The organism is Streptomyces sp. NPDC051105 (genome assembly GCF_040682795.1).
Taxonomy (GTDB): domain Bacteria; phylum Actinomycetota; class Actinomycetes; order Streptomycetales; family Streptomycetaceae; genus Streptomyces.
The window spans coordinates 1-22,664 of sequence record NZ_JBFBBR010000020.1 but is presented as its reverse complement, the minus strand read 5'-3'; the positions used below and the strand labels follow the sequence as shown (position 1 = coordinate 22,664).

Annotated in this window: 7 protein-coding genes; 3 read left to right on the top strand and 4 right to left on the bottom strand. The window is 72.6% G+C overall.

Annotated features, from left to right (window positions below; genetic code table 11):
- Positions 1-31 precede the first annotated feature (31 nt).
- Positions 32-13,423 carry a hypothetical protein gene (locus tag AB0N16_RS35830; RefSeq protein ID WP_365804179.1) on the bottom strand — a complete coding sequence of 4,464 codons (13,392 nt, stop codon included), beginning with the start codon at positions 13,421-13,423 and terminating at the stop codon, positions 32-34.
- 171 nt (positions 13,424-13,594) lie between these two features.
- Here AB0N16_RS35830 and AB0N16_RS35825 point away from each other — a divergent pair, with 171 nt between their 5' ends.
- Both AB0N16_RS35825 and AB0N16_RS35820 read left to right on the top strand, forming a co-directional pair.
- The gene (locus tag AB0N16_RS35825) at positions 13,595-14,449 is read left to right on the top strand and encodes a hypothetical protein (protein WP_365804177.1); all 855 of its coding nucleotides are present in this window, start codon (positions 13,595-13,597) and stop codon (positions 14,447-14,449) included.
- A 46-nt stretch (positions 14,450-14,495) separates the two neighbouring features.
- Entirely contained in the window at positions 14,496-14,807 is a 312-nt protein-coding gene (locus AB0N16_RS35820; RefSeq protein ID WP_046730425.1) for a hypothetical protein, read from the top strand.
- Positions 14,808-14,875: 68 nt separating this feature from the next.
- Here the strand turns inward: AB0N16_RS35820 and AB0N16_RS35815 are convergent, their stop codons facing one another.
- Genes AB0N16_RS35815 through AB0N16_RS35805 form a run of 3 tightly spaced genes read right to left on the bottom strand, consistent with a single transcriptional unit; the run spans position 14,876 to position 21,222 of the window.
- Positions 14,876-19,414, bottom strand: a complete 4,539-nt coding sequence (locus AB0N16_RS35815) for an FtsK/SpoIIIE domain-containing protein (RefSeq protein WP_365804175.1) — start codon at positions 19,412-19,414, stop codon at positions 14,876-14,878.
- A gap of 60 nt (positions 19,415-19,474) precedes the next feature.
- Positions 19,475-20,653 carry a hypothetical protein gene (locus AB0N16_RS35810; protein WP_365804173.1) on the bottom strand — a complete coding sequence of 393 codons (1,179 nt, stop codon included), beginning with the start codon at positions 20,651-20,653 and terminating at the stop codon, positions 19,475-19,477.
- Positions 20,650-21,222, bottom strand: coding sequence for a sigma-70 family RNA polymerase sigma factor (locus tag AB0N16_RS35805; protein ID WP_365804171.1), 573 nt, complete (start codon positions 21,220-21,222; stop codon positions 20,650-20,652). The genes AB0N16_RS35810 and AB0N16_RS35805 overlap by 4 nt, the downstream gene beginning before the upstream one ends.
- A gap of 296 nt (positions 21,223-21,518) precedes the next feature.
- On the opposite strand from AB0N16_RS35805, the gene AB0N16_RS35800 reads away from it, so the two are divergent.
- Positions 21,519-22,460 carry an RICIN domain-containing protein gene (locus AB0N16_RS35800; protein WP_365804169.1) on the top strand — a complete coding sequence of 314 codons (942 nt, stop codon included), beginning with the start codon at positions 21,519-21,521 and terminating at the stop codon, positions 22,458-22,460.
- Positions 22,461-22,664: the final 204 nt, after the last annotated feature.

Below are 22,664 nucleotides of genomic sequence, written 5' to 3'. Positions count from 1 at the left end.
TCCTCAGTCCTCGGTGATCGCCGCTGCCCGATCATGGTGCCTGGTAATACGTGGGATTGATGCTCGCACGATAGGCGCTGGTCAGGTACAGCGACTGGATCGACTTCTCGAAGATCTTGAAGGGTAGCTGGATCCAGAAGTCGGCGAAGCCCTGGCGGTGGAAGAGCCGGCTGCCCGCGCTCATCACGAACACGTTCTTGACCAGACCGGTGGTGGCGGCCGTGGTGACCGAGGCGGCCGCGTTGATCCCGCCCTCCCAGACCGCGTCGCCGCCGTGCAGCTTCACGGTCTGGCCGTCGGCGTTGGTCACGCCCCACACGGCCGCGTTCATGCTGCCGTTGACCCAGCCGGACAGCGCGCTGCTGAGGACACCGAACGAGTAGTCGTAGATACCGCCCCGCCAGCGGGTCGGCGTCTCGTTGCCCGCCCACTCATTGGCCCAGGTCTTGTCGTGGTTCAGCGGGCGACGGGTCCACGGCTTGCCGCCGTCGACGTTGGCGATGCCGGCCTTGAACTTGCCGAGACTCTCGAACCCGCGGGCCCGGTTCTCGTGCACCGCGGTGCTCAGACCGGTCTTGATGGTCGCGCCGACCGCCGCGTTGGCGAACGACTTGAGCGCGTCCTTGCCGGTGAACGGCTTGTTCTGGACGGCGGCCACGATCCCGTTGACGGCGAGGTTCGCACCGAACTCCAGGATGAACTCCTGACCGAACTCCAGCGCCGCCTCCTTGGCCACGCTCTGCCAGTACGGCTCGTAACGCGCCTCGCGCAGCGCCGCGTTGCCGTCCGGCAGGACGGTGCCGGACCAGGGCATGCGCTGGGCCTCACGAGTCGTACGGCCCCAGCCGCGGATCTCGGTGAGCGCGCCCCGGAAGTCGTACTCGTTGCCGGTCAGCCGCATCCGGCCGAAACTGTCCCGCTCGAACACCAGCCCGTTGTCCGTGCGTTGGGCGATCAGCTCGCCCCGGTCGGTGTAACGGTTCCACTGGCCGCGCCAGGCGTCCGTCTCCAGGAACCCGCCGCCGTCCGCCTTGCGTTCGCGGACCACACTGCCGTGGTCGTACTCCTTCCACACCGAACCCGGTGTGGGGGCACCGGTGTCGTACGTCCGCACCCGCACCGGACCGCCGTCGTGCAGCGGGGTCTCGCGCACGACGGTGGGCGCGCCCTGCCCGGTGCCGGGCAGCGAGTCACGGAAGTGGCGGGCGCCGGGCGCCCACTGCTCCTGCCAGGTGCCGCCGTGCCACCAGCGGCGGACCTGGTTGGCCAGGGCCGGGTCGAGGGCCGTGCCGTCGCGCCTGAAGACGTTGGCGGTCCACCAGCCGTTGGTGTCGCGCCAGGCGTCCACGTAATTGCCCGAGTCGAGCATCCGGCGCTCGCGGACCAGCTGCCCGCCCGCGTCGAAGTCCCGGTAGGAGTCGTCCCAGGGCAGCCGGGAGTCGGTGGAGCCGCGGAAGAACTCCCGCTCGCCGGAGGCGACCTGGGCGCCGTTCCCGTCCAGCTCCCGCCAGGTCCAGCGACCGGAGTCGGCGCGGCCGGAGCCCTGGATCACATGGTCCGGCCGGTTCGGCTTGGGGTGACTGAGGCCGACGAGGTTGCCGTGCGGGTCCCGCTCGACCCAGAGGCGGTTCTCCGGCAGGCCGGTGTACTCCCGGACCACCCCGCCGGGCAGTCCCTCACGGGCGATCCGGGTGGTGCCGCCGGCGTCCTGGTAGACGTCCTGCCAGAGCCTGCCCGCCGGGTCGTTCGCGAGCGGTTCGCGGTAGCCCCTGACGTTGCCGGCCTGCCAGGGCTGGTCGGTGGGGTTCGTCGGGGCGTGGCCGGGACGCCCGGCGTGGTCGCCGACCTTCAGCGACGTGCCGTCGTGCAGCTTGCCGCTGAAGCGGGCGAAACCGCCGTCGGCGGCCAGGTCCAGAGCGCTGCCGTCCATGCCGACGTACCGCACCCCGGAGGCGGTGACGGTGCCGTCGTTCGCCTCCCTGCTCCAGGTGAACACCTGGTAGGTGTCGTCGCCCCGGACATGCGCGTACGGCGGGCGGGTGTGCTCGGCGCCGGTCAGCCAGCGGGTGCGCACCCACGTCGGCGGACGCTGCTCGCGCCAGCGGTCGGTGGTCAGGAAGCCGTCGCCGAACACCTCGTGCTTGCCCACCTCCTTGCCGTGCGGGGAGTGCCGCTCCCAGGTGGCGCCCGGCGTGCCGTCCGGGTTCATGGCGTGCTCCTGGTACTGGCCGGCCCGCTCGGGCCACTCGGCCATGCCCCACTGCCGCTGGACGACCCGGCCGTCCGCGGTGCGGTCGGTCCAACCGCCGCCGACGCGCTCCGGCGTACGGGGGCCGGAGGCGATCTCCTTGGCCGCGCCGTCGTAACGGTGCCAGGTCCAGGTGCCGTCGTCGGCCCGGACGCCCAGGGTGTGCCCGGCGCTGCCGTCGAACTTCTGCAGCCCGTCACGGTACTCGCGTACGGTCCGTCCCCAGCCGTCGGTGTCCCGCCAGCCGCTGCCCGCCGTGTCGTGATGCCGGCTGCCGGTGCCGACCGGGGTGCCGCCGTTCTCGTCCCAACGCACCCAGTGTGTACGGGGGTTGGTACGGGCGAACGCGATGGTGTCGGTACGGCGGAAGGAGTCGACGACATCGCCGCCGGCCCCGGGCAGCGCCCGGCGCTCGAAGACCGGGACCTTCGCCTTGGTCGAACCCAGCAACCGGATCCGGCCGCCCCCGATCCCGGAGAGGTCGGCGGTGCCGTGGTGGAAGGCGCCGGTGCCGGCGATGCCCCGGCCGTCGGTGCGGGTCCAGGTCCGACGCCTGTGGTCGAGGACATAGGTGAAGTCCGTCGGCCGGCCGTCGTCCAGCACCCTGAATCCCTGCCGCACCGGGCGGCCGTCGGCGCCGAGCACCAGGAACTCGCCGTTGCGCGGGCTGCCGTGCTGCTGGAACACGATCCGCAGATCGCCCTCGCTACGGCCGACGTTCCAGTGGTCGAGCCGGGCCCCGGCCGCGTTCTCCAGCCAACCGCCGCCGAAGCGCCCGTCGGCCGCGGTCTCGGTGACGACGAAGCGTCCGCCGTACCCCGCGGGCAGCGCGTCCGTGGAGCGCTGACCGCCGCCGGGCAGCGGCACCCGTTCCCCGAGGAACCCGCCGGTGCCCTGGTCGAAGGTCTGGACGACACCGTTCGGCCGGGTGACCCGGATACGGCCGCCCGGGTCGACGGCGGCCGTGTGCGCCGGGTCCGGGGCGAAGCCTGCGTCCAGCCAGCGCTCGGGCGCCCCCAGCGGACGGTCGAGGTGCCCGACCGTGTCCCCGCCGCGCCCGGTCAGCCGCAGCCCGTCGCCGGTGTGGACACCGTCGGCCCCGAAAGTGTGGTAGCCGCCGCCGTGGGCGGTGCGGAAACCGCCGGTGCCGGGCAGCGCGGTGACCGTGTCGGGCAGCGGGCGGCCGTCGGCGCCGGTGAGCCGGTGACCGCCGGCCCCGTCGGGCTCGACGAACCGGCCGCCGCGCGGGCCGCCCGCCGGGTCCGTCAGCGCCGTCGAGGTACCCGCCGGGCGGGCGTGCCCGTCGTAGAGCGTGGACTGTCCGGTGACGTCGTCGATCGTGCGCAGCCGGCCGTCGCCGACCTCGATGACGCGATCCGGCAGCGGGTTCCCGGCGGTGTCGGTGAGCCGGTGGCCGCCGGCCCCGTCCGGCACGGCGATCCGGTCGGCGCGCCCGCCCGTGGGCCCCTCGAACAGGGCCCGGCCCGCATCCTGGAAGACGCCCTCGCCGGTGTACCGGGCGGTGGTGCCGGTCGCCTCGTCGGTGACCCGCACCCCCGACCCGTGGGGCAGCCGGGTGACCGTCCCGGCCTGGGGCACGCCGGCCGTGTCGGTGACGACGTACCGGCCGTCACCCTGCTCGGCGAGGAACCGCGCACCCGGTCCGCCGCGTCCGCCCTGCGGGTCGGTGAGGGAGACACCGCCTTCCTGGAACCGGCCCTGACCGTCATGGCGTACGGAGACGCCGGTCGCGTCGTCGGTGATCCGCACGCCGTTCCCGGCACCCAGGTCGTCCACGCGCACCGGCAGACGGTTGCCGTCGAGGTCGGTCACATGGGCGCCCGCGCCGTCGGTGACCAGGACCACGTGGTCCTCGGGGGCGTCGGTCGGGGCGGTGAGCCGGATCCCCTCGTCGATCGGGCGGCCGTGCCCGTCGACGCGGGCCGTGCGGCCGGTGCCGAAGTCGGTGACCCGTACCTCGCCGCCGGGCAGCGGCTCGGCGACCAGCCCGTGGGAGCCGGGACCGGTGACGGTGATGTGATCGGGACGGCCGCGCCCGTCGAGACGGACGTCCAGACGTCGGCCCGTGGGCGTGTCGTCGGCGTGCAGGAGCGGGATGTCCTCGGCGATCCGGTCGCCGTTGCCGTTGTACGTCGTGACGGTGTCCAGGTCCGTGCGCCGTACCTGGAAGCCGCCGTTCGGACCGGGCGTGACGGTGCGGCCGGGAACGGCGTCGAGCTGCCGGTCGACCAGCCGCAGGGTCGGATTGCCCTCCGCGGGGGTGGCGACCACGATCGTGAAGCCGTTCGGGCCGGCGACCCCGGAGTCGGCCAGCTCGACCCGGGTGAGCGTGACGGGGACGTCCTCGGGCAGGTCGTCGAACTCGCCCGCGCCGAGCGTCGCGCCGCGCCGGGTGGCGTCGGCGTCCAGTTCGCCGATCGCGGCCTGGATCTTCTTCGGGTCGGCGGCGTCGTTGCGCAGGTTGTGGAACGCCGTGTTGAAACGGTCCTCGGCGGCCTCGGCGCGGTGCCGCAGATGGTCGTCGACGGAACTGACCCCCTGTGAGGTGCTCGCGTCGCTGGGCTGCCGCAGCCGCGCCCGGGCGTCGCCGAGTTCCTGCCGGGCGGCGGTCAGCTCCTCCCAGCCGGTACGCCACGGCCGCCCCTCGGGGCCGAGGACGCGGGTGACGCCCGCTGCCCGGTCGGCGGCCCAAGTGGTGTCGCGGGCCGCCCCGGGTGGAGGCGTGGTACCCGTGTCCAGGAGACCGAGGGCGTCGTTCTGCCGTTCGAACCGCTCGATGTCGCCGAGCGCCTGCTCGACCCGGGCATGGGTCGCCGGACTCGCGCCGCCGGCGGAGACGACGGCCCTCGCCCGGTCCCCGAGCCCGCCCGCGGGGCCGAGGCGGTCGAAGTCGTCCAGCAGACGGTAGGCGTTCGACTCGGCCCGCACCTGGTTCAGCAGCGCGTCCACGCCGGCCCGGCGGGCCGACTGCGGGCGGGCGTCCAGGAAGGTCTCGGCGGCGGTGGCCAGCCGGTCGAGGGCGTCCGCGCGCCGCGCCGGCTGATCGGCGGGGATCCGGCGGAACGCGTCCAGAGCGCGGTCCACATGGTGGATCTGTGAGCGGAACCGGATACCGGTCGGGGTGGCGGTGTGGCTCCGGAAGGTGGCCCGGTCGAGAAGGTTCGGTTCGGCCGCGCGACCGGCGGTGGTCGGTGCGGCGTGCGGGGTGGCGTCGGTGTGCGGCGCGGGCGGGCCGGACCGCTCGGGTCCCCGGAGGATGTCGTCGATGAACGAGTCACCGAGGCCCGTGCCGTTGTTCGGCGGGAGCGGGGAGAAGTCGCCCGTGTCGGCGTGGTGCGGAGCCGCCGAGCGGACGTCGTCGAGGTGCGGTGCCAGGTGCTCGGTGTCCACGAGGTGCAGCGCGGCCGAGTCGTGGGTGATCGGGTGCGGCTGGTCGGTGGTGACGTCGAGGGGGCGGCTCGGCGTGCTGGTGGGGTCGAGGGGGTGGGCCGGCGCGGTCCCGGTGTCGGTCTCGGTGAGACGTGCGGGTGCGGTGTCCGTGTCGGTGAGGTGGGTCGGTTGGGTCTTCGTGTCGATCGGATGCGGGGCGGGCGACTTGCCGGTGGCGGGGTGGTGCGTGGTGGTCCCGGGGTCGTCGAGACGCGGCGCGGTCGTGTCGGCGTCGGCGCGGTGGGCCGTGGGGGAGTCGGAGTCGATGCGGTGGGGGGTGACCGAGTCGGTGTCGATGCGGTGGGGGGTGACCGAGTCGGTGTCGAGGTGGTGGGGTGCCGGGGAGTCCGTGTCGGCCAGGTGTGGAGCCGTGCCGTCCGTCGTGAGGGTGGGCGGCTTGGTCTCGGGGCCGAACCGGGCGGGGGTGAGCGAGGATTCGGCGTGGGCCGGGGGCAGATGGACGTCGCTCGTGGTGGAGAGCGGCGGCGCCAGGGTTCCGGTGTCGGACTTGGGGGGCAGCAGCAGCCCGCGACCCTCGTCGGTGAGGTGGAGACCCGTCCTGTCGCCCCGTACCAGACCCGCGTCCTTGAGACCCCCGAAGGCCGTACTGAACTCGTCCTTGCCGAGACCGACCGCCTTCTGGGTCTGGGCGTCCCTTCGGGAGTCCTTGAGAGCGCGAGAGCCGTCCGAGTTGGCCAGCACCCGGGCCATCTTCTTCATGTCGTCGGTGATGCCGGGAACCGCGTCACTCAGCGCCTTCTCCAGGTGCTGCGGCAACTCCTTCAGCAGCGCCTCCTCGGGCCCCGCCGCGACCACCGGCTTGGGCACCTTGACCGTCTTGACCGACTTGGAAGAGGAGGGCTGCGACGTCGACGTCTCGGGCCCGTGCTGCGCCTTCACCACGTCCGGGTCGGGCTGCTGCTTCAGGGCGTCGATACGTCCGTTGATGGTGTCGAGGAGCTTCACGCGCTCGTCGAGCAGGCCCTTCGCCATGCCCTTGCGGGCGCCCTCGGCGATGTCGTGGAACTCCTGGGTCAGCTTGACCGACTGCTCGGCCAGGGGCTGCGCCTTGTTGAGGTTGTAACGCTGCGCCTTCTTGTTGCCGCTGATGACGGCGTTGTCCGCCTGGCGCAGCTTGTCCGACGCCTCGTCGAACGCCTTGCCCGCGGCCCGCGCGGCCGGGTCCACCGTCCCGTCGGCGAGATAGCGCCCGTCACCGTCCGCGTCGTGGACCATGAGCGGCCTCGGCCACTCGGATTCGACTCGGCTCGCGAACGGGTTGATGGGCAGACCGGAGCCGAACTTGGCCTCGGGCCGGTACAGCTTGGAGACGACCGAGCCCAGCTTCTCCGCATCGACCGGGCCCTGGGCGAGTCTGAGGACGTCGTCCTTGAAGCCGCCGCCGATCCGGTGCACCTCGCGCACCACCGACAGGGCGAGCGCCTCCTGGACGTGCGCGCCGTGGAAGACCTCCTGGTCGAAGGAGACCGTGCGGGATCCGCCGCCGCCCGGGTACTCGTACGTCCAGCGGGCCCGCTTGCCCATCTCGTCGAAACCGTCGTCGTACTTGGCGCTGCGGACGGTGTCGTCGCCGAACTTCAGATCGCGCATCGTCTCCCGGTCCAGCGGATGCAGCTGGTCGTGCAGCGACACCCAACCGCCCTTCTCCTCAAGGACCTTGGCGTCGAAGACGAGCGTGGTCGGCCCGTACCGCGTCGCCATCGGCTTGTCGCCGGCCTCCATCCGGAAGAAGACGAAGTCGTCGTTGCCCAGGTTGGAGGTGTTCTTCGCCGAACTCTTGCCGGACGCGAGGAACCTGATGCCCCGTCGGGCCAGGTCGCCCTGGGAGGACATCACTCCGCTGTTGGCGATGGCGTGGTAGGCCGGAGTCGCGTGCTTGATGCGGTAGGGCAGGTTCTCCAGGCCGGCCAGCAGCTTCTCGAACTGCGCGCGTTCCGTGGGCGGCAGGTTCTTCAAGAGGTCGTCGACGTCCTGGCGCAGCTGTGTGATGTTCCGCTCGGACAGCTTCCGCACGAATTCCGTCTGCTGGGACTTGGAGAGCTTGTCGAAGTCCTGGAAGTCGTCGAAGACCTGCTTCCACTGGGCCTCGGAGCCGGGCAGTTCGGCCTTCCACTGGAGGCCGGTGGGCACCTCGGCGTACGCCTTGTCGGTGCGGAAGCGGCGGGCGATGGCCGGCATGTCGTGCTGGAGGCGGGTGATCGAGGCCTCGGTGCCGAGGAAGCCCTTGAGGGCGATGGACTCGCCCGGCTTGGCGGTTTTGACGGCCTCGTCGACCGTCCTGGCGAGCTGGTGGGCCACGGTGGAGACGGGGGCGTGCTCGTTGCGCAGGGTGTAGGTGCCGCCCAGCTCGGCGGCGTCCTTGACGAAGCCCTGGAGGGAGGCGTCGAGTGTGTGGGCGGCCTTGTCGAGGGTCTGAGCGAGGGTCTGCAGTTCCTGCGGGGTCTTCTTGCCCGCCTTGACCAGGTTCTCGAGTCGCTGGGTGAGTTGGCGCAGGCCGAGCGACTGGTCCTGGATCTCCTTGCCGGTCCTGATGAACTGGTCCGAGCGGGCGGCGTCGGGCGCGTTGCGGGCCTGGGTGTCCAGACGCAGGGCGTGTTCCTGGAGCCGCAGGGCGCGCTGGATGTCCCCGGCACCGGCGAACTGGTCGACCAGCAGGTTGAGGTCACGCTGGGACAGCCGGCCTTCGGTCAGCGCCTGTGTCATGGCCTCGTCCAGCCGGAGCGTGCTCTGGGTCGCCTCCTCGTTCGCCTTGGCCAGGGCGTCCACCGCGCCCGTGCGCTGCTTGGTGCCGGCGTTGGCGAGGTTGATCTCGGCCTGGTGCAGGCCGCGCTGGGCCTCGGTGTGCTCGCCGAGGATCTCGGCGAGCCGCTGGGGAGGCGTCACGGAGGTGGCCGCCTGCGTCTCGGCATGGGCGGCCGTAGCGGTGTGGGAGGGCGGGGGAGTCGCGTTGTCGGTGGGCAGGACCGTGCCGCCGAGCGCGCGGGGCCGCTCCTTCAGGCTGAGCCGACGCAGGGCCGAGAGGTCGGCCTCCATCCGTACCGGATCGACGCCGAGTTCGGTCAGACGGCTGTGGGTGGCGTCGTACTGCTGCCGGGCGATGTCGACGTCCCTGCGGGCGTGGATCTCGGCGGCGGTGGGGCCGTTGGAGTTGCCGGCGTGGCCGTTGTGCGGCAGCAGGTCCTCGGACCGGCCCAGGTCGTAGCGCGCCTGGACATGGTCCCGCCAGGCCTCGCGGCGGGCCTGGCGCAGCGGGTCGTCCGCGTGACCGAACAACGCGTCGACACGCTGCCCGTCCCGGAACCAGGACTCCTCGATCTGGGCCGGGGTGAGCCGCGTTCCCCGCCCCGGCAACTCCTGGCCACCACCGGTGTGCGCGGTGTCCGGCCGCGCAGCGGGTGTCGTGTCGGGGGTCCCGTGCACCGATCCCGGTACGGCCCTCTCCGTGTCGGGCGCACCCCGGGTCGGGCTCGGGACGGTCGTGTCCGTGTGCGGGGTGGAGTGCGTCGGGCTCGGCAGCTCCTTGCCCCATGACGTGGGTGTCGGCAGGGAGCTGAGCAGTTCGTTGTTGTGGAGGACGTGGCCGCGCAGGTCCGCGGCGAGATCGTTGAAGCCGGTGCCGCTCCACTCCTTGGTGAAGGTGCGGTCGCCGCCCGTGATCGTGACGGAGACCGCGTTGTCGTCCGCCTTGTGGGTGACCGTGATGGTCATCTCGTCCGCGTAGCCGGGCCGGCCGACGGTGAACGTCTTCACGTTCGGGCCATCCCCGCCCTCCCGTACGACCGCGTCTCCGAGGCCTTCCCAGCGGCGCATCGCGTCCTGCCCGAAGGCGCGGCCGAAGTCCTCGAACGCCTCGCCCGAGGGCAGCCCGGACCACTTCTCGTTGATGAGACGGTCGAGCTGGCCCTCGGGGATCTGCTCGGCGCGCACCGGGACGACCGTGATGCCGTCCTCGACCCGGGCAGGCCCGGTCCGCACCAGCCGGGTCGGCGAGAGGGTGACCTCCCACTGGTCCTGGTTGAGCGCGAGGGCGTCGTCGGCGGCCTTCCGGTACCCCGGCGGGTAGGCCATGGCGAGCTTGCCGTGGTCGGCCGGTACGTCGATCTCGAAGACGACGCGGTTGCTGTTGACGCCGTTCTTCGCCCACTCCGCCTGGAAGGCGCGGTTGTTGGAGGTCGAGGCGGGCAGCCGCTCCACGAACACCTCGGCCTGTGCCGCGCGCGGGTCCATGGACACGCCCCGCCACACGGTCATGCGCTGGTTGGGGCCCTCGAACATCAGGTCACCGGCGACCTTGTTGAACTGCTTGACCTTGCCGACCAGGCCCGGACCGGCCTCCAGGGCACTCGGGTTGACGAAGCCGCCGTACCCCTTCTTCGAGGTGAAGGCGCCCCCGATGACGCCCTGCATGAACAGCTTGACCTCGTTGTCGGTGGCGGCCTTGCCCATGTGGCCGCGGGCCGCGTGGGCGGCGGCGTCCCAGCTGTCCGCGGCGGGGCCGGTAAGGCCGGCCGGGCGCGGGGGCAGGGTGACGTCCGGGGTGGACGAGCGCAGCAGCTCGCCGGTCGACCGGCTGTAGACATGGCTCCCGGAGCCCGAGGCGACGACGATCTCGTCCTCGCCGCTCAGCTTCGCCGGCCAGGTGCCGGTGCCGTCGGTCAGGGAGTCCACGGACTTGCCCACGACCTTCACGCTCACACCGCTGAACGGGCCGTCGCCGATCCGCACGGTCTCCTCGGCGAGCCGGATGCCGCCCAGCCGCTTGAACGTCCAGCTGTGCACCACGGTCCCGCCGACGGCGTCCAGCTGCCGTACGACGAAGCCCATGCCCTGCTTCTCCACGGTGTACAGGCCCGACCCGACGGCGCCGCCGTGGAGTTCGGGCGTGCCACCGCGCGGTGCCTTGACCGCGAGCTGGTGGTCGCCGGGGACCTTGACGACGTTGGGGTCCTTGAGGAGATCGTCGAAGGCTCCGGCGGTGTCGGCGGTGTGGGCGGCCGGCGCGGGGGAGGAGTGACCCGGCAGCGGGGTATGGGTCGCGGGCGGGGGCGGGGCGGCGTGGGCCGGCAGGTCCTCGGGGACATGTGCCGAGGTGCCGGTGGCCGAGCCGGCCAGGCCCTTGTCGGCGTCCGTGTGCGCGGGTGTGCCGGCGAAGGCGGGGCTGTCGGTGGTGCGGGCGCTGCGGCCGGTGTCGACGAGGTCGAGGGCGGCGCTGTTGCCGTGCCCGCCCGGGTGCCCGGAGCCGCCGCGGGAGACGGGCGCCGGGTCGTGCGGGGCGCCGTTGCCGGTGAACCGTTCGGGGGTGCCGGCGTTCCCGGGGTTCGCCGTGAGCCGGTCCGGGGTCGTGACGGACGCCGGGTTCGTGGTGAGCCGTTCCGGGCCGACCGGGGGCGTCGTGGTCGTGTCGTGCAGCAGTTGCTGCGGCGGGGTGCCGGAGTGCGAGGTGCCGGGGTTGTGGACCAGCTCGTCGAGGTGCAGCCGGGTCTGGTTGGCCGTCAGGGCGCTGGTGGTGCGGTCGGCCAGGGCGTTGCCGGTGCCGGGGGCCACGGGGGTGTTGGGCGTGCTGTGCCGGGTGCCCGCGAGCAGGTCGAAGGCCGAGGTCCCGGCGTCGACGCTGCCCGGGCCGCCGTGCCCGATGCCGGTCGGGGACGGGTGGGTCACCGTGGTGGGGCCGGTGAGCAGGCTGTGGGGCGCGGTCACGTCGTGCGGGGCGCCGGGCGTCGGGGCCGAGTCGAGCGCGGTGTGCGCCACGTTCGTACCGGGGGTGCCGGTCAGGGTCGTGTGCACGGTGCCGAGGCCGGGCGTGCCGGGTGCGTGGACGGCGCCGACGCCCGGGTTGCCGGTGAGCGCGGAGTGCAGGGTGCCCGCGGCCGGGTTGCCGGTGGCGATGTCACCGAGCGTGCCGGCGGCCGGCGGCGGGGTGGCGTGGGTGCCGGTGAGGACGGTCGTACCCGGCACGTGCGTACCGTTGTGCGCCCCGCCCGGCAGCAGCACGTCGGCGGTGGACGTCAGGTTCGTCGGCGTCGGGTGCAGCCCGGTGAGCGTGGTGTGGGCACCGCCGGAGACGCCGGTGACCGGCGTGTTGGTGAGGCCGTGGGTGGCGCCGGGGACCCCGGCCGACGCGGGCAGGTGGAGGCCGGAGGCGGTGGTGACGGTCGGTGTGGCGCCCGCGCTCACCCCGACGTCCGAACGCCCGCCCAGCGCGCCGAAGTTCTCCACGTGGACGTTGCCGAGTTGCACATGGGGCATGTCGACGAGCGCGTCCACCGTACGCGCCGCGTGGACGCCGAAGTTGCCGCGGTGGGCGATGGCACCCACGTCACCCAGGTTCAGGGACGGCGGACGCAGGGTCGAGGTGACGTCCAGATGTGTGCTCGGGATGTTGAGGTCGAGGTTACGGATGCTGCTCTGCCCGGAACCCGCCCCGAAGCGCACCTCGTTCAGCTGGATGCGCGGCATGTCGACCAGGGCGTCGACGGTGCGCGGATCGACCGGGACCGAGCTGATCGTACGACCGATGCTGCTGGTGATCGGGGCGCCGAAGACGTGCTGGCCGAGCACACCGCGGTCGAAGAGGCTGATCCGCAGGGCGCGCGCGAAGCCGTACTCGCCGATCTCGGCCGCATCCACCGGCAGGAAGATCCGCAGCCACTTGGTGCCGCCGAACTCCTGGCCCACCCAGGTTTTCGTCGCCTGCCAGCCCTTGGAGAACGTTTCGGGCAGTCCGCGCACGAACCCGGGGATCCCCTTGATGCCCTGCACGATCGTCAGGCCGGCGGAGTTGACCCCGCGGCCGATGATGCCGGGCAGGTTGTGGATGCCGTCCAGCACCCACAGGCCGCCCTTGTAGACCCAGGTGCTGCCCAGCTTCACCAGGTCCTTGAGGCCGAGCAGCAGGGTGGTGGGGCGGAAGCCGTTGGTGAACAGGTTGCGCAGGGCCTGGAAGGTGCCCCGGGCGATGTTGGCGAAGCCCTTGGCGAAGGCCGTCGTGGTGACGCCCTTGATGATCTGGAAGATCGGCAGCGCCTTGGTGGTGGGCGCCAGGATGCCCAGCCCGGCGAGGAAGAGGTCCAGGAAACTGGCGTCACCGTTGGCGAAGTCGACGATCGTCTTGATGAACAGGGTGAGGTTGACGCCGAGGGCCAGGAGCGCGATCGGGCCGCCGAAGATCAGAGCGGGCACGATCAGGATGATCGCCAGCCACTGGAACGCCTCCCAGAACAGCTGGCACTTGGAGATCGGCAGCTGGATGTTGGAGACCCCCGAGATGCTGCCCGCCGCCGTGGCGGCGCCCTCGCCGTGCTCGGTGCCGGCCTGCCGGGCCGTGGAGGCGTAGGTCTCCCGGTCCGGGTCGTCCTCGGACAGCCCGCGCCCCGAGTTGAGCGCGCCGTCGGCCCGCGACTGGAGGTCGACGAGTTTGTCCGCCCAGGTGTTCAGCGCGGTCGCCGCCGTCTCGAAGGACTGCGCCACGTCCTCGATGTGCCCGCGCAGCCGGTCGTTGACCTTGTCACGCAGGGCGTTGGCCGCCTCGCCGACGAAGACACTGTCCCCGGCGGTGTTCATGACCGCGTCGATGGCCGTACTGATGCGCCGGGCCTCGGAACCCAGATGGTTCAGCTCGGTGGACAGGGTCCGGATCTGGTCGGGGTCGCCGGGCGTGGGGTCGCTGTCGAGCCCGATCGCGTTCCAGTCGGTCGGGCGTGGCATACGGGTTCCTCCCGGAAGCTGCGGGGCTCGGGGCGGTCACTCCCCAACTGACCACGCCACAGCGCCCGCTGCGGTTCACGTGATCTGAGTTACACCCACCGTTCCCGGTGAACCGGCGGGACGTGTGCGGCGTGGTCCAACTGACCGGAGTCTCGACTGGGAGGCCCACACATGGCCGACAGCCTGAAAATCGAATACAACGTTCTCAACGACGCCAAACGGGACCTGGAGAGCCTGGCCGGAGACATCGGCCCGCTGCTCGACAACAGTCTCTTCTCCCAGGTGGGGCAGCGGGACTACGACGGGTACACCTCCGGCGACGCCTTCACCATCCTCGGTGACCAGACCCTCGCCGACGCCGTCGCGGGCTTCTACGACAACGCCAGCAGCACCATGAGCCACGCGGACAAGGGCCTCAAGGAGCTGGCCGGTGCCTTCGGCTCGGTGGGCGAGGCGTTCCTGTCCTTCGACTCGGAACTCGCCCAGGGCATGGGCATCACGGGCAGCAACCTGGGCCTGCAGAACTACTTCCGGGACAAGGACCTGTGGGACTACAAGCAGTCCCACCTCAGCCAGTGCGTGCCCGGCCCGGACGGCACGATGCCGGACTTCTGCTCCGCCACCGACCCGGGCGACCCGCCGCTGGACCAGACGATCAACACCGAGCGGGGCAGCGTCCACACCCACCTCACGCTCGACGACCAGCGCCATGTGATCAAGGAGGAGTCCACCGTCACCTACGACGGCAAGACGTACACCTCGGTCACCAACTACTCCCCCGACGGCAATCACTACACAACGGACACCTCCTACCCGGACGGCAGCACCGTCCACTCGGAGACCAACCTCAACTCCGACGGCAGCGGCACGATGGTGACCACCGGCAGCGACGGTGACCGCACCGAGTACACCCGTGGCCCCAAGGACGCCAACGGCAACCAGCCGGACTGGCAGCAGACGGGCGGCAACACCGATGACGACGACGGTGGGGGCGACGACTACAACAGCACCCCCGCCGCCTGGTGACGACCCGACCAGCGTAACGACACCGACAGGAACGGACAGGAACCCCATGGCCAGCTACAACGGCATCAACCTCGACTACCACAAGATCGAGGAGGTCGTGAGCCTGCTGCACGACGCGCACGAGAACCTGCTGCCGGTGCTCAGCAACCTGCGCAACCGGGTCAACACCCTGGTCGACGACGGCATGGTGTTCCAGCAGTCCAGCGAGGTCATCCGCACGACCTACAACAACTTCGACACCAGCCTGCTGGCCGCCGTGAAGGGCATCAACGACTTCTCGGAGATGTTCAACGGCATCAAGGAGAACGCGATCCAGTTCGACCAGGGCATCAGCAGCAGCCTGCAGAACAACTCGTAACTCGCGAAGTCGCGACGAGGGCCTCCCCGGAGTTCCCGGGGAGGCCCTCTCGCTGTCCGCTGTGCCGGTCAGGCGCGCAGTGGCGTGAGCGGCACCTGGACGGCGAGCAGGGTGCCGCCGGGACCGCCCGTCCAGGCCCGGCCCGGATGCGTCGCCGCCCGCACCACGCTGGGCAGCAGACGCAGGCCGACCAGATCGCCCTCGGACAGGTTCTTCGGCGCGAGCAGCAGACCGCTGCGGGCCCGCCGGGCGGCGAGCGTCCAGCCGCTCATACCGCTCTGGAAGCCCTCCGCCGAGGCCGCGTAGACCAGGCCCAGACCCTGGTCGCGACCGGAGACGGCGAGTTCCTTGAGGAGCTTGTCGGCCGCCGAGTTGGTGAGCAGATCGGCGTCGTCGATCATCACCACCCGTGGTCCGGGCAGCGCGTCCAGCGCCGCCTTCACGATGTCGGCCGAGGGGTCGCTCTCGGTGAGCACGGTGGCGGTGGCATGCCGGTCCAGGGCGCGCAGCGGCGACTCGCGCGGGGTGAGCACCACCAGCGAGGTACCGCCGGCCAGCAGCGACACGGCGATCGAGGCGAGAGTGTTGCTGCGTCCCGATCCGGCCGGCCCGAACACCCCGAACGCCGAGGCGGTGCCGGCCAGGTCGATGCCGACGGGGCCGCCGTCGTCGCCGCCGACACCGAGCAGACCCCACAGCGGCCGCCGCTGGGCCGCCTGGACTTTCGCGTAGGCCTCGGCGAACTCCACCGAGCGCGGCAGCACGGCCACCTGGAAGGGCAGCCGGGCCTCGGGCACCTGGGCGTCCCGCTTGCGGGCGCTCTCGCCGATCGAGCGCAGCGCCTCCGCCTGCTCGGTACCGCCGCCGGCGGCGAGCAGCGCCACCTGGGTCTCGGTGCCGCTGAGCACGTGCCAGCCTCGGCCGGGCGGGATGTCGGCCGGGATCTTGTTCGGCATCATGCCGACGGCCTGGTAGTCGCTGCGGTCGCCCTGGCGGAGCAGCAGCTTGTGGTCGTTGTGCGCGGCCATCCGGCCGCCCAGCAGGGAGCGTTCCGAGGTGGCGACGACATGGATGCCGGCGGCGGCACCCTCGCGCATCAGCCGGATGACCTCCTGGAGCAGCTGGCCGTGGTCGTGTTCGTCGAGGATGACCTGCAACGAGTCCCAGCCGTCGATCAGCAGCATGATGTGCGCCGGCCGTTCGGCCTTCGGCAGCAGCTTGCGCAGCTCCGCGATACCGGTGGCGCTGTGCGTCTGGGCCAGGTCCTGCCGTTCGGTCAGTTCCCGGTTCAGCCGGCGCAGCATCCGCCCGAGGCGCTCCAGGTCGTGCCGGGAGACCACCCCTCCGCAGTGCGGAAGCGCCCCGACGGCGGTGAGGCCGCCGCCGCCGGCGTCGATCCCGTACAGGTGCACGTCGGCGGTGCTCGCCACCCTTGCCGCCGAACCGGCGATGGTCCGCAGCACCTGGGTACGCCCGGAGCGCGGCGCGCCGATGATGTACAGATGCCCGAAGGTGGTGAGGTCGGCGACGGCGACCCGGCGCTGCTGGAGCTGCGGGACGTCCTCCAGGGCGTAGGGGATGACCAGGCGGCCGTCGCGGGTGGCGCCGAGTTCGTCCAGGTCGTCCAGGACCAGCCGGCGCTCAAGCGGCGGCAGCCAGGGGCTCGGCTGCTGGGTGAAGTCGTCCAGCAGGTCGGCGGCGGAGCGGATCTCCTCGACGAGGACCTGGAGGTCGGTCGGTGCCGGGCCCTGCGGGGCCGAGGTCGTCACCGTCCGGGTCTCCGCGGGGAGTTCGGCGGGGCGGCCGAGCGCGTCCCAGCCGACGTCCACCGAACGCACGGGCTTGCGGGGACCGGCCTCCGGCTCGTCCGCCGCGGCGGGGTTCTCCCGGGGCCGTTCGGCACCCACCCAGGCGGTCTGGAACGGATCCGCCTGTCGCGGTCCGCGCCGTACCAGGGCCCGGCCGGGCGTGGCCGAGGAGATGTCGACGGCGTCCTTGACGTCGATGATGTCCTGGCTCTCGGTCTGGTCGGTGACCCGCAGCGCGATCCGCAGGTTGGTGTTGGCGCGGATGTCACCGGTGACCACGCCGGCCGGCCGCTGCGTGGCCAGGATCAGATGGATGCCGAGCGAGCGGCCCCGCTGGGCGATGCTGATCAGCCCGGGGACGAAGTCGGGGACCTCCCGGACCAGGGTGGCGAACTCGTCGATGACCAGCAGCAGCCGGGGCAGCGGCGCCAGCGAGGGATCGGCGGCCCGCTTGGCCCGGTACTCCGGGTGGTCCTTGGCATCGGCGGCGGCCAGCACCTGTTCCCGGCGCCTCAGTTCGGCGGCCAGCGACTCCAGTGCCCGCTCCACGAGGTGGGCGTCGAGGTCGGTGACCATGCCGAGGGTGTGCGGCAGGTGGGCGCACTCCTTGAAGGCGCTGCCGCCCTTGTAGTCGACCAGCACGAAGGTGAGTTCGTCGGGCCGGTTGGCGGCGGCCAGGGAGGCCACGAACGTCTGCAGCAGCTCCGACTTGCCGGAACCCGTCGTACCGGCGACCAGGCCGTGCGGTCCGTCCTGTACCAGATCCAGGGAGAGCGGACCGTCGAAGCCGGTGCCGATGAGGAAGGAGGTGCTGGCGGGGTCGCGCTGCCAGCGCTCCAACAGGCCCTGCGCGTTCGGCGGTTCCTGTTCCAGCAGGTCCAGGAGGCGGACCCGCTGGGGGAGTCCGGCGTCGTGCTCGGGGCTGACGTCCCGGATCGGGGCCAGTGCCCGGGCCAGTTGCTCGCACCACTCGGGGGAGACCCGGTCGGCACGGACGGCGGGCAGGTCGGGGGCGCCGGGGCGCTTCACGGTCAGCCGGCCGTCGGCCGCGAGGACCACTCCGGTGCTCTCCTCGGGCAGCAGCCGCTCCTGTTCGTCCAGGCAGACGCTGAAGATCCGCACCCGCGGGCCCTCGGTGAGCACCTGGACCATGCCGGGCACGTCACGCAGCCGCCGGGCGCCGTCCGCGATCACCAGCACGTCGGGGTCGGTGAAGACCACGTCACGGTCGTTGCCGGCCTGCCGGCGGCGCGCCTGCACCTGGGAGACCAGTTCGCTCATCCGGGCGGCGGTGGACTCGGGGTCGTTGCCGATCAGCACCATCGGGCCGCCGGCCGTGCCGGGCTTGAGATGCGGCAGCCAGCGCGTCCACGCCCAGTCCGCCACCCGGTCCGGCTCGGTCAGGATGACGACCCTGAGGTCGCGCGGGCTGTGCAGCACGCCCGCCTGCGCCACCAGCCAGCGTGCCAGCGGCTGCACCTCGGCCGCGGGACCCGCGATGCCGACGACACCGTGCGCGGTGATGTCGACGCCGATCGGCGTGTCGGGGATGTTCCAGCGGATCGAGCGGTGGTTCTCGTCCCGCGCCGGGTCCTCCAGCTCCCGTACCGACGGCTGGTCGACCGTGCCGAGGCGCAGCACCAGGTGATCCGGGTCCCGGCGGCGCCGCTCCCAGAGCCGGCCGCCGGGACCGGTCGCGATCAGGGCGACGGCCGCCGGGTCCGGGCCGGTCTTGTCGCGGACCCGCCGCTCGCCGACGACCGCGTCCCGGACCTGCTTCTCGAGGACGTCACGGCGCTGTTCGTAGGCGCGCTCGGACTCCAGGAACTGCTTGCGGGCCGCACGCCGGCCGGTCGCCCAGTTCGACAGCATCATCATCGGGCTGAGGAACAGGAACACCAGGAAGTAGTACGACTTGAAGATGCTGACCATGAACAGGCCGAGGACGATCGGGGAGATCATCATCACGGTCGGGAACGGCCGCTTCTGCGGCGGCGACGGCGGCTGCGGCAGCCGGACCCGTTCGGCGTCCAGGTGCGGGGCGATCCGCGGCGGCCGGTTGTAGTCCACGCCGTAACCGTCGGCGGACGGGGTGACGGCCGCGTCCGCCTCGACCGGTGCGCTCATCCGCAGCAGTACCGGACCCACGGTCAGATCCTCACCGGCCGGCCAGGGCACCGGACCCGGCCCGGCGGGGCGTTCCCGCGGCGGCTGGGGGCGCGGCCTGCGCAGCTGGGTGATGGCGTCGTCGGGGGGCGGCGAGGCGAGCCGGGCCCGGACGGTCGCCTCGGGCTCGTCGTCGGTGCGGTGCCAGGCCGCGGCGCCGTCCGCGCCGACCGTCACCCACAGCCCGGACTCGGGTACCCCGGTGCCGGGGTCGAGCCGCAGGGCGCACAGCGGGTCGGTGCCGATCTCGTGGCTGCCGGGGCCGAGCCGCCAGGTGCGCCCGGCGCCGGGCCCGGAGACGATGTGCACCTCGGCGAGGACACCGTCCTGATCGCTGTCGTCCTGGACCCGGACCAGGTCGGCCGGGCGGGCCGGGCCGCCGAGCCCGAGCAGGCCGCCGTCGCGGATGCCGCTGCCGGAGACCCGGGTCCCGGGATCGAGCCGGTGGCCGTCGGCGTAGAGGCTGCGCGCCTGCGGGGCGCCGGCCGTGGCCCAGTCGGCGCCGCCGGCGGCGGCCTCGTCCTGGGTCAGGGCGGCGGCGAGATCGCCGACGGTCGCGTTCGAGGGCAGCCGGACCTGGTGGTCGCGGCGCTGTCCGTCCGTGGCGTCCACGGTGGTGATGGTGAGGTTCACGGCTCCCAGCCGGGCGGTCGTTCGTGCGGAATCGGGGGACGGGTACGGCGGGTACGGCGGTTACGGCGCCGGCGGCGAGCTCGCGGAGACACCGGCCGCACCGGAGGTGCTCGGTTCCGCGAAGTCGTCGTCGCTCTCGGCCGCCGGGGCCGGGGCGGGTACCGGCGCGGGTACCGGCTCGGGCTCGGGGGCCGGCCGGGTGGCCGAGACACCGGTCGGTTCGGCGACCGGCGCCGCGCCGGTGTGTAGGTCGGGCTCGTCCGGCAGCAGGTCGGGATCGGCTACGGAGGTGACGTCCTGCGGACGCGCGACCGCGTCGTCCGGGAGGCCGGGGGACGGCGGCAGGGCGGACAGCGTCCGGGCCACCGCCCGCGACAGCGGCAGTACGTCGACCCGGGCGGCGGAGGGTGCGCCGTGCACCGTGAGCGTCGAGTCCGGCGCGATCTCCAGCAGCCGGGTCCGGCCCCGGGCCACCCCGAGGCTCAGCAGCCGCACTCCTGACGGCAGCGGCCGCTCCAGCGGGTCGGCGCACACGGCGACCTCGATGCCGGGCTGCCCGACCGTGGCGGTGGCCGTCGCCCCCGGATGCCGGGGGTGCACCCCGGCGGCGATGGCGACCCGGCCCTCGGGCAGCCGGGCGTCCACCTGCGCGGCGAGCGCCTGGAGCACGGCGCGGGCCGTACGGGCGGCACGCGGCGGGCCGTACACGGACAGCGCGGGCGGCCCGGAGCGCACGTCGAGCAGCACGGCGTGCCCCATGTGGTGACCCACGCACACCAGCAACGGTACGGCCGGGTCCTCGGCGTCGTCCGTGAGGTCGGCGCGGTCGATCCACCACAGCCGCGGATCGGCCTCGTCGGCCGCCCAGGGCTCCGGCGGCTCGCGCAGCGCCTCGCCGTCCGCCGCGACCAGCACGGCCATCCACTCGGGCCCTGCCAGCACGCCGTAGGGCCGGACACCGGGACGGACGGACGCGGCCAGGGCCGTGGCCCGCTCGGCGTCGGACCACACGGCCGGGTCCCGCAGCAGCCGGACCAGCAGCCGCAGTCCGCGCCGGTAGCGCAGCTCGGTGCGGACCGGACCGGTGAACGCCCGCACGGTGAGGGTGATCTCACGCCGGAGGCGACGCCCCAGGGCCTTCCAGCCGCCGCCACGCCGTACCAGCCAGCTCGTGACGGCGAAGACGAGAACCAGCAGGCCGAGCAGGCCGAGCAGGGTGGTGATGGTGTCGGAGGTCATCGCGTCTCTCCCCGGAGTCTCTCTGCTCCGGCCGGGTGGCAGCCGTGGGATTCGAGGGTCGCGCGCAGCGCGCGGATGCCGTGATGGGTACGGGACTTGACCGTGCCCGGCGGCAGCCCGAGCTGGCGGGCCACGTCGTCGCCGGCCTGTCCCAGCAGATGGACCCGGGCGACGGCTTCGCGGTGGGCGGGAGCGAGGGTACGCAGCGCGGAGACCAGCACCCGGCGGTCACCGACCTGTTCGGCGTGATCGGGCACGGGCGCCGGCACGGCACTTCCGAAGTCCGCCGCGGTGATCCCCACCGGGACGGTCCGGTCCCGGCGCAGGCTGTCGACCACGAGGTTGCGGGCGACCCGGAACAGCCACATACGGATGGGCCGGTCCCGCCAGTCCAGCCGGCCGGCCGACTGCCAGGCCCGCAACAGGGTTTCCTGGACGACGTCCTCCGCGCCGTGGGGGTCACGCCCCATCATGCCGGTCACGAAGCGGCGCAGGCTGTCGCGCTCCGCGAGCAGGAGGCCGAGCGTCCGGTCCGCGCTGTCGGCGCGGTCATGGTCGATGAGGCTCAATGCCTCCGCCTTCCGGTGTCGGTAGTGCTGTTGTGCCGTCTTGCGGTGTTGCTCTGTGGAACGGTGAAACGCTTCAGGCACGAACGCTAGCGCGAACAACGGAACTTCCCGAAGTCACCATTGCAGCGGACTTCAACAAGTTCGTCACAGGCAACTCGGCATAGGTGGACGGAAGGTGACGTTCGGCGGGATCTTCGTGGACAGGCTTCCTGAGCTGCGCCCCGTCTTGGTTACTGTTCCTGTGTCCCGCTCGTTCCGGGCGTTCCGAGAACTTCACGAGACCTTCAGGAGACGACGTGCCGCCCCTTCGTAAACCCCGGCCCTCGGCGGAACGGCCCGGCAGTCCGGCGGGACGTTTCAGCGACACCTTCGCCCACCGTCCCGCCACGCCCCGTCGCGGGCTGGTGCCGGGTGTACGGGTGTGGGCGACCGTGGCCGCGGCGGCCGGACTGACCGTCGTCGTCGCCCTGGCCGTACCGGTGCTGAGCCACGTCGACCTCTTCCCGGACCCGGACACCACACCGGCCGCGGCGGTGGCGGCGGGGGAGCCGGCAACGCTGTCCAGCACATCGGAGTCGCCGTCCCCGTCCTCGTCACCGACGCCGTCCCACACCCCCTCCCACCAGCCCGCCAAGACCGATTCCGGCGGCTCGGGATCCGGGGGCGGTACGGGCGGTTCGTCCGGGCAGCGGTCCGGCGGCGGATCCGTCAGCTCCGGTTCGAACGGGAACTCCGGCACGAACTCGGGCTCCACCTCGTCCGGTTCGAAGCCGAGCGGCACCAAGTCGTCGTCCTCGGGCGGGAAGTCCTCCTCCGGCGGCTCCTCGTCGAGCGGGGGCACCAAGACGACCTCGGTCCCCGGGGTGGCGCTGATCGGGAACCCGTCGGGCCGCTGTGTCGACGTCACCAACGCGGGCGGGGACGGCACCCGGCTCGAGATCCTGGACTGCTCGGGCGCGGCCAAGCAGAAGTGGGTCTTCCAGTCGGACGGCACCATCCGCTCGCTCGGCCTGTGCATGGACCTGGCCTGGGGCAACACCGCCAACGGCACCGCGATCCAGGTCGCCAAGTGCAGCGGCAACCGCGCCCAGCTGTTCTACCTCAGCTCGGCCGGCGACCTGGTCAGCTCCCTGGCCGACAAGTGCGTGGACGTCACCGACAACGGCACCGGCAACGGCACCAAGCTCCAGCTGTGGACCTGCGCCGGCACCCCCAACCAGAAGTGGCACAAGGGCTGACCTGCCTGGGGCCCTTCTTCGTCGGGCGCGGCCCCGGGACGGGGGGCGGGCCCCGGCGGCGGAGCCCGCCCCCCCCCCCCCCCGGTGTGACCCACCGCGCGCGAACACAAACGCAAGACACAAGCTAGCTCAAACGCGCCCCCACCCCCCCCCCGCGCCCCGCGCCCCGCACCCCCCCGCCACCCCGCGCCCGCTCCCCCCCAG

Coding starts and splice junctions, on each gene's coding strand:
- AB0N16_RS35820 (WP_046730425.1), top strand. CDS start 14,496: ATGGCCAGCTACAACGGCATCAACCTCGACTACCACAAGATCGAGGAG.
- AB0N16_RS35810 (WP_365804173.1), bottom strand. CDS start 20,653: ATGACCTCCGACACCATCACCACCCTGCTCGGCCTGCTCGGCCTGCTG.
- AB0N16_RS35825 (WP_365804177.1), top strand. CDS start 13,595: ATGGCCGACAGCCTGAAAATCGAATACAACGTTCTCAACGACGCCAAA.
- AB0N16_RS35830 (WP_365804179.1), bottom strand. CDS start 13,423: ATGCCACGCCCGACCGACTGGAACGCGATCGGGCTCGACAGCGACCCC.